The 7535-nt window shown below is 39.9% G+C and carries 9 protein-coding genes; 8 read left to right on the plus strand and 1 reads right to left on the minus strand.

Annotated features, from left to right (window positions below):
- Window positions 1-243: 243 nt before the first annotated feature.
- From ABYK33_RS11880 to ABYK33_RS11895, 4 genes are all read left to right on the plus strand, one after another.
- On the plus strand, window positions 244-1023 hold the full coding sequence (locus ABYK33_RS11880) for a phytanoyl-CoA dioxygenase family protein (RefSeq protein ID WP_373033451.1): 780 nt from the start codon (window positions 244-246) through the stop codon (window positions 1021-1023).
- Window positions 1024-1202: 179 nt separating this feature from the next.
- On the plus strand, window positions 1203-2486 hold the full coding sequence (locus ABYK33_RS11885) for an ATP/GTP-binding protein (protein ID WP_373033452.1): 1284 nt from the start codon (window positions 1203-1205) through the stop codon (window positions 2484-2486).
- Between the two features lie 3 nt (window positions 2487-2489).
- Complete coding sequence (locus ABYK33_RS11890) at window positions 2490-3128, plus strand: RloB family protein (RefSeq protein WP_373033453.1); 639 nt, start codon at window positions 2490-2492, stop codon at window positions 3126-3128.
- 544 nt (window positions 3129-3672) lie between these two features.
- Window positions 3673-4083 (plus strand): cytochrome P460 family protein, encoded by a 411-nt coding sequence (locus ABYK33_RS11895; RefSeq protein ID WP_373033454.1) that lies wholly within the window; start codon window positions 3673-3675, stop codon window positions 4081-4083.
- Window positions 4084-4100: 17 nt separating this feature from the next.
- On the opposite strand, the gene budA is transcribed toward ABYK33_RS11895, so the two are convergent.
- A complete protein-coding gene (gene budA, locus ABYK33_RS11900) occupies window positions 4101-4823 on the minus strand; it encodes an acetolactate decarboxylase (protein WP_373033455.1) in 723 nt (240 codons plus the stop codon).
- Window positions 4824-4964: 141 nt separating this feature from the next.
- Here budA and ABYK33_RS11905 point away from each other — a divergent pair, with 141 nt between their 5' ends.
- From ABYK33_RS11905 to ABYK33_RS11920, 4 genes are all read left to right on the plus strand, one after another.
- Window positions 4965-5618, plus strand: coding sequence for a hypothetical protein (locus tag ABYK33_RS11905; RefSeq protein ID WP_373033457.1), 654 nt, complete (start codon window positions 4965-4967; stop codon window positions 5616-5618).
- 101 nt (window positions 5619-5719) lie between these two features.
- Window positions 5720-5944, plus strand: a complete 225-nt coding sequence (locus ABYK33_RS11910) for a GDCCVxC domain-containing (seleno)protein (RefSeq protein WP_373033459.1) — start codon at window positions 5720-5722, stop codon at window positions 5942-5944.
- A gap of 272 nt (window positions 5945-6216) precedes the next feature.
- The gene (locus ABYK33_RS11915; RefSeq protein ID WP_373033460.1) at window positions 6217-6888 is read left to right on the plus strand and encodes a rhodanese-like domain-containing protein; all 672 of its coding nucleotides are present in this window, start codon (window positions 6217-6219) and stop codon (window positions 6886-6888) included.
- Window positions 6889-6962: 74 nt separating this feature from the next.
- Window positions 6963-7535, plus strand: a complete 573-nt coding sequence (locus tag ABYK33_RS11920) for a DNA-3-methyladenine glycosylase I (RefSeq protein ID WP_373033461.1) — start codon at window positions 6963-6965, stop codon at window positions 7533-7535.

The following is a 7535-nucleotide window of genomic DNA, read 5'->3' on the forward strand; positions in this document are numbered from 1 at the left end:
GATGCCAAGAGCTTGTTGGAGTTGTTTAGTTAGTCTTTAATCTTAGTGATTTGAGTAAAGCTTTTATCCACGAATTCCACCAATTTCTTCTTTTTTCCATTCGTGTCATTCGTGAAATTCGTGGATTGCTATTTAAGGTCCTTTGAGAAAGAAAAGGGTGTTGCCGAGAGTCTGTTGGATGTGTGGAACATAACCTGCAACAGGTGTTTCATAATCTAACGAAAATGAATAGGTGGGTAGGAAATGCGAATAGCGTCTTTACCAAAAGGGAAACTGTGGTTCGACTATGCGAACTATAAGCAGCAGCCGCGTTTTCTAAACCTTTCGGACGAAGAGAAAGCGATTATAGAGCAGTTCAAAAGAGACGGCTGCTACCTTTACAAAAACGCCATCAGCGACGAGGTCGTTGACACCATCGACGATGCCATAGACGACTGGATGCTCGACAACATCTCCAGCCTGGTGGCCAACAAAAGACCCGACGGCACCTACCCGAGACTCATCGGTCTGCACGAAGAGGTGCCTGCCATAGAGGCGCTGTTCTCAGCTGACATAACACTCAAACTCCAGAACCTGTTGTTCGGGTGCGGCGATTCGCTCTTTACCACGATAACGTTTATACAGGGAAGCCAGCAGCCGCTGCATCGAGACATTCCCGTTTTTAACGTCTCCCCCGACAACTTCTATTTCAGGATCTGGTTCGCACTCGAAGATGCGACAGCAGAGAACGGTACCTTGACAGGCGTAAAAGGCGGCCACAAAGTGGCGGTTGAGAGGCACAAGATGGTACACAAGTTCTACACCCGTTTCGAAGACATCCCCGAACAGGACCCTGTCTTGTGGCATAAACATCAGGACATGTTAAAGCAGCAATACAAAGAAGCCGGTCTCGAAGAGGAAACATTCGAACTCTCCAAAGGCGACCTGCTCATCTGGCATCCGCTCTTTCCGCATGGCGGAAGCGAAATAGAAAATAAAAGGTTAAGCAGGCGGTCTGTTGTGTTGCATGTCACGCTAAAGTAATCTGCAGAGAAGTACTTACTTTTACAGAATGTAAAAAAACTTTCCATCAAAAGTTTACTTGTGAATATAATTAACTTGTACTATATCTTGCTTTAGTTTTATTTTTAATCATAAATATTGTGATAAATTCACAATATTTGTAGTAATATGCTTTAATTAGAAATAGTAAGGATGTAATCATGTTAATCGATTTCACTGTTGAAAATTACATGTCGTTTAAAAATTCTACGACTTTTTCACTAGAAGCGACAAAATTAAAAGATCATACAGAAAATATATTTTCAGTAGGAAAAAACACTTTATTAAAATCTGCTGTCATTTATGGACCTAATGCAAGTGGAAAGAGTAATTTATTTAATGCTATGAGATTTATGAGAAATTTTATTGAAACATCAGCTACAGAATATAAATTAAATGATCCAATTGATGTAGAGCCTTTTGAACTAAATATTTCGACTAAAGATGCTCCCTCTTTATTTGAAGCTACATTTATACATAACGATATCCGTTATAGATATGGTTTTAGATTGGACAAGGATATTGTTCATGATGAATGGTTATTTTATACTCCGCAAGTTAGAGAAACAAAGTTGTTTACAAGAACAAAACAAGATTTTGATTTGTCTAAAGGCTTTACTGAAGGTCGTTTAATTGTAAAAGAAAATAAAACTAGAGAAAATGCACTTTTTCTATCTGTTGTTGCACAATTTAATGGAAGCATTTCAAATGAAATTATTGATTGGTTTAATCAATTCAATATCACGTCAAATGTAGAAAAAAACCATTTTCAGCACTATACGATGGACATGTTACGAAATACAGAAGAAAAATATAAATTATTACAACTTTTATTATCTGTTGATATGGGAATTAAAGACATAGAATTAAAAATAGAAAATATCGAGTATGAAAAACTACTACCTAAATTGGAACAATTAATAGAAAGTCCTGAAAAAGAGGTTGGTAGCATTTCTCGTTCAGAAATTGTAACCAAACGTATGCAATATAATGAATATAATGAATACATTCAAGATATCGAATTTAAACTAGAAAGGGAGTCTACTGGAACTCGAAAGTTTTTATTATTAGCAGGTCCAATTGTTGAAACGCTATCAAATGGAGAAATTTTAGTAATAGATGAATTAGACAATAGCTTTCATACACAAATGACTGAATTTGTTGTAGAATTATTTAATTCAGAAGAAACTAATCCTCACAATGCCCAATTACTTTTTGCTACTCATGATACAAACTTATTGACACATAAATTATTCCGTCGAGATCAGATTTGGTTTACTGAAAAGAATATTTATGGTGAAAGTGAAGTTTTTTCATTAATAGATTTTGGGGCAAGAAAAGACACTTCGCTTGAAAAAAACTATTTAGAAGGAAAGTTTGGTGGTATTCCACACATACATAATCTATTTGCAGAAAAAATGAACAATTCTATAGATGAGGAATAGTTCATGGGAACTGAGGATAGGTTTAAAAAAGCAAAAGTAATAAGACAAAGAGCTATTAAGAAAACTAAACATGTCTCAAAGAGAGTTCTAATCGCTTGCGAAGACACAAAGTCTTCTAGATTTTATTTTGAAAAGATGATAAAAGATTATGGGTTAAGAGGTAAAGTTACTTTTGCAAAGCATTTAGGAACAAACCCAATGAAAGTCTTAGAAGCTATCAAGATGCATCTGGCATTAGATTCTGATTTTGACGAAAAGTGGATTGTAATTGATAAAGATAGTTATTCAAAAAAAGAATTTAATGGAACAATTGCTAGTGCAGCAACTTTAGGTGTTAATGTGGCATATTCTAATGAAGCATATGAATTGTGGTTATTACTTCATTATAAAGATCAAACTGCACATATAGACAGATATAAATTACAAAAAGAACTTAAAAATTTTATAGATTATGAGAAAAATGATCAATTTATATATGAGATTATAAAATCAAAACAGAATGATGCAATTAGAAGGTCAAAAGCATTAGTAAAACACTTTGAAGGTATCAATGGAAAAGTAGATCCATATAATGATAATCCAGTTAATTCTATTTATGAACTTGTTGAGTCTTTACAAAATCTAAAAATCAGTACTGTTTAGTACTAAATAGTGTTAATACAATTAAAATCGTAAGCTGTTTCATTAGTCCTGATTGAATGCAGTTTTATGCAACTTAGATTGATTTTCTACTTTTTTCTAAAAGGCTGTACAGGTGAAGCAATTGCATGTAATTTAACTCTTGGGCCATGGTTTAATAGGCGACACGATGAACACAGAAAATAAACGCTGCGGCTGGGTCAAGCTTAGTGAGCCGGTGTATGTGACTTATCATGACGAGGAGTGAGGGGAGGCCGTTGCATGACGACCGTGCACTATTTATGCAGACATACGGCTACAGTCTCATAGTGGATAATAGGTTAGGTGACACCTACCATTTTCATATCTAACATAGACACATTCAGTTTTCAGATATTTCCCATTTGAGTCGTTATTACTATAGAATAGGTGTTAATCAATAGTCAGCTTCATTCTACAATCATGAGGAGTCGAAATGAAAACTGTACAATCAACGATATTGGCGCTCTTAATAACTGCAACATCCGGTTTATACGCATCGGACAAAACGCCGGAACAATCGCATGGCATGAGCTATCCGGACGGTTGGCAAAACTGGTCGTCTATAGCTGTTTCACACCGTACAGACAACAATACACTACGTGTCATATTGGGAAATGACATAGCGGTTAAAGCCGCACGCTCCGCTCAAACAAACCCCTGGCCAGATGGTACGGTATTGGCGAAAGTCGTTTGGAAAGATACTCAACTCGAAAACTGGAAAGCGGCGACAGCGCCAGGAGATTTTGTACATGCAGAGTTTATGTTCAAGGACTCAAAAAAGTACGCGAAGACTTACGGCTGGGGTTGGGCGAGATGGGTCGGTGTGGAGCAAAAGCCTTTTAATGACGGGGCGCAAATTTGTATTGCATGCCATACCCCTGTAAAAAATCGTGACTGGGTATTTACAGACCCGGCCGCTTTCCCAATATTGAAATAAGCAACAACGCGTATGGCTTATTTCTCCGCTTTTTCCAGCGCGGCGGTGGTGTCGTGGGAAAAGTCTCGGGTGAGGTAGTCGCGGGTCATTGGCAGTGAGAGTTCGAGAGCATGGATGACCTGCACCTCGACGGTGACCGATTCGGGGCGGCATGAAAGCAGGTGGCCGCCGCGTCGGCAGTCTGTTGTGAGAAAGTGCAGGTGCAGGCCCGGCACGTTGAGCGAGGCCATGAACGCGGGGGTAAAAAAGCCGGCGAGGCACCCCTTGGTGTCGTTAAAGTCGAACGTATGCTGTTCGTGTGCCGCCTCCTCGAGCGGGCGGTAGTTGTGCTGTTTGGGGACGGAGCGCGCCAGGACGTGGCTGAAGCTGCCCGTTATGCGAATAGCATAGAAAAGGTTGGGGGAGGGGAACAGGTCTTCGAGGCGCTTCTGGAAGGTCTCGTACTCCATCGCTTCGTCGAAGGTCGTCGAAAAGGTCGGTTCGAAAAAGGTGACGACCGCGAAAGGGGTGTGCAGCTCCTCACTCACCTCATGCGCCTCACCGTCGGCGGTGATCTGGTAGATCTTGCCGCCGAGCATCACCATCTCCCCGTCAAGGTCGTCGAAGGTCCCCAGCCCAAAGTCGCCGTGGCGTTTGACCTCGGTAAAGGGAATGTTCTCTTCGTACAGCCCCTCCACTAAGGCGTTGACTGGTGCACAGAGATAAAGTGGGCGGGTCGAGGCGGTTCGGTTGTCGGGCATCGCAACTCCTTTTTCCTAAGCTGTTGTGAGTCCTCATCATACCACAGCGGCGTCCTGCAAATACAGAGTTCAGATATTTAGCATTTAAGTCGGTATTGCCTAGAATGTACACTAATAAATAGTTAGTCATTAAAGGTACATATGAAAACATTGACTCTTATTTTAATCACAGGAGTATTATCTATGGGTTTGTTTGCAAAAGAAAATAAAGAAGAAATTTTCTGGAAGTGGTTTGAAAAAAATGAAATGAAAATTTTTCAGTTTGAAAACGACCAAGAAACTATCTTAGATTCAATTTCTGAGCATCTAAATTTGTATCATGAAAGTTTGGTATTTGAAATATCTCAAGAGACAAACGGTAAAAGAGAAATTATTATTAGTGCAGACGGAATAGAAGAATTATTCCCATCGGTTGAATCTCTTGTAAAAGAGACACCATCTTTAAATCGTTGGTCTGTCATCGCTTTCCGACCAAGAATGGAAAATTACTCAGATTTTGGGTTAACATATTCTGGAAAAGAATTTGATCCTAAAAAGTTGTGGATTTATTATAGAGTAGAAAACGGTTTCTTTGACCTGATTATTTACTTCCCAGATTATATTGAAGACCAGAGAGATACATATGTCAATGCTGCGTACGTCTTGCTGGATATGGCTTTAGGAGAATATGATGTCGTAAAAAGTATCAGGTATATAGATTTTCAAAAATCTCCTGTAAATCCAAAAGAGAATGGGTTACAGCCTTTTTCGGAACTACGTAGTGTATTTGATAAATATAAAAATTCAAAAGACTAACAAGTCAAAGGAGACCAATCAAAAACACGTAAGCTGCTTTTTGATTGCTCATTTTAAACGTTATGTACCAATTAATCAGACGATAACAAAAAGGGTAGTTGATGGAAAACAGCATTATTTTTGAATCTGAAATAACATGTCCGAAATGTGGTTACAAAAAAATAGAAACCATGCCTACTGATTCTTGTCAATGGTTCTATGAATGTCAAAATTGTCATACATTGCTCAAGCCAAAAAAAGGTGACTGCTGTGTATTTTGTTCCTATGGAACAGTAAAATGCCCTATAATCCAAGCAGGAAAAGACAATTCATGCTGTTCAACATAAGTACCATACATAACATCTCACGGCACGCCAACATGAGACTCGCAGCGTATATAAATAAAAGCTATAGGTATTGCTGACACCTAATACACTAACACATTTTTAAAGTTGTTTATATAGAATGTACTTATATTGATTTAACCATTCGGGAGTTGGGCTTTACACCCTTGGGGTTGAATCTCCACTTTCATAACAAGTCAAAGGAGCCAGCCAGTAACCCGCAGGTAGGTTACTGATTGCTCATTTTAAACGTTATGTGCAAAAAGGAATATACAGTGAAAATACTACTTATATTAAGCGTGTTGTCGTCAATTCTTTTAGCTGATGATGCAGCTTCTCTACAGTTTTCCGGAGTAGAAGTAACGTATAAAGGTAAAGAGATCTCTGTGCAAAGGCACAGGCATCCAGCGTGTAAAAAAGTGGGGATTACCCCTCATAATATATTTGGCGGGGAGTTGGCGGCTGGAGATGTTCCGAGAGAGTGCAAGAGGAGTATTGTGACTGCTTTAGGTACAACACAACCCATGAAGATCGACAATGAAATTGAAACTGTCGGCGAGCTGGAAGTACTGAAGTTTTTACAAGTTCTCGAATTTGAGTCTGAAAAATATGCACTGGTTGATGCAAGAGATTCTCACTGGTATGAAGAGATGACAATTCCAAAGGCAATAAACATCCCTCATTCTGATTTGACAGATGATGAGGATTATTATGAAGATTATGCCAGAGCATTAAAACTGTTAAAGATAAAAAAAGATAAAAATGGAAAATTAGATTTTTCGATGGCGAAAGATGTGGTTGTCTTTTGTAATGCGAACTGGTGTGTCCAGTCAGTTTGGGCAGTCAAGGCTTTAGTGAAAATGGGCTATCCGAAACATAAGATCTTTTGGTACAGAGGCGGTATGCAAGACTGGACGGCCGCGGGGTTTACAACAGTTAAGCCTTAATATGCATCCCCAACGAGGACGTTGGGGACGAGCAAAATAAGCTTACGAGCTGCAACGGTATAACAGGAGAGACGATGAACACAGACAAAAAACGCTGCGGCTGGGTCAAGCTTAGTGAGCCGGTGTATGTGGCTTATCATGACGAGGAGTGGGGGAGGCCGCTGCATGACGACCGAGCGCTCTTTGAACTCTTCTCTCTTGAGACCCAGTCTGCCGGACTGAGTTGGCTGACGGTGCTGAAAAAGCGCGAAGGGTACAGAGCGGTCTTTGACAACTTCGACCTTAAGACCGTTGCTGCGTACGGTGAGAACGACATCGACCGCATTATTGAAAGCGGGCTGGTCATACGGAGCCGTCCGAAGATAAAGGCGATCATTGGCAATGCCAAAGGGTTTTTGGAAATTGTCGAGGAGTACGGCTCTATCGACAACTACTTCTGGGGTAAAGTCTCTAGCAAGCCCATCGTCAATGACATCGCTGACTATAAGACGGCTATGACCACCTCGGAACTCTCCGATGAGGTCACCAAAGAGCTTAAAAAGCGGGGCTTTAAATTCATAGGGTCGACGACCATCTACGCCTTTATGCAGGCTTGCGGCATGGTGGACGACCATGAAAACGACTGTTTCTGTAAAACGGGTTTGTAA

The sequence above is a fragment of the Sulfurovum sp. genome (assembly GCF_041562805.1).
GTDB lineage: Bacteria > Campylobacterota > Campylobacteria > Campylobacterales > Sulfurovaceae > Sulfurovum.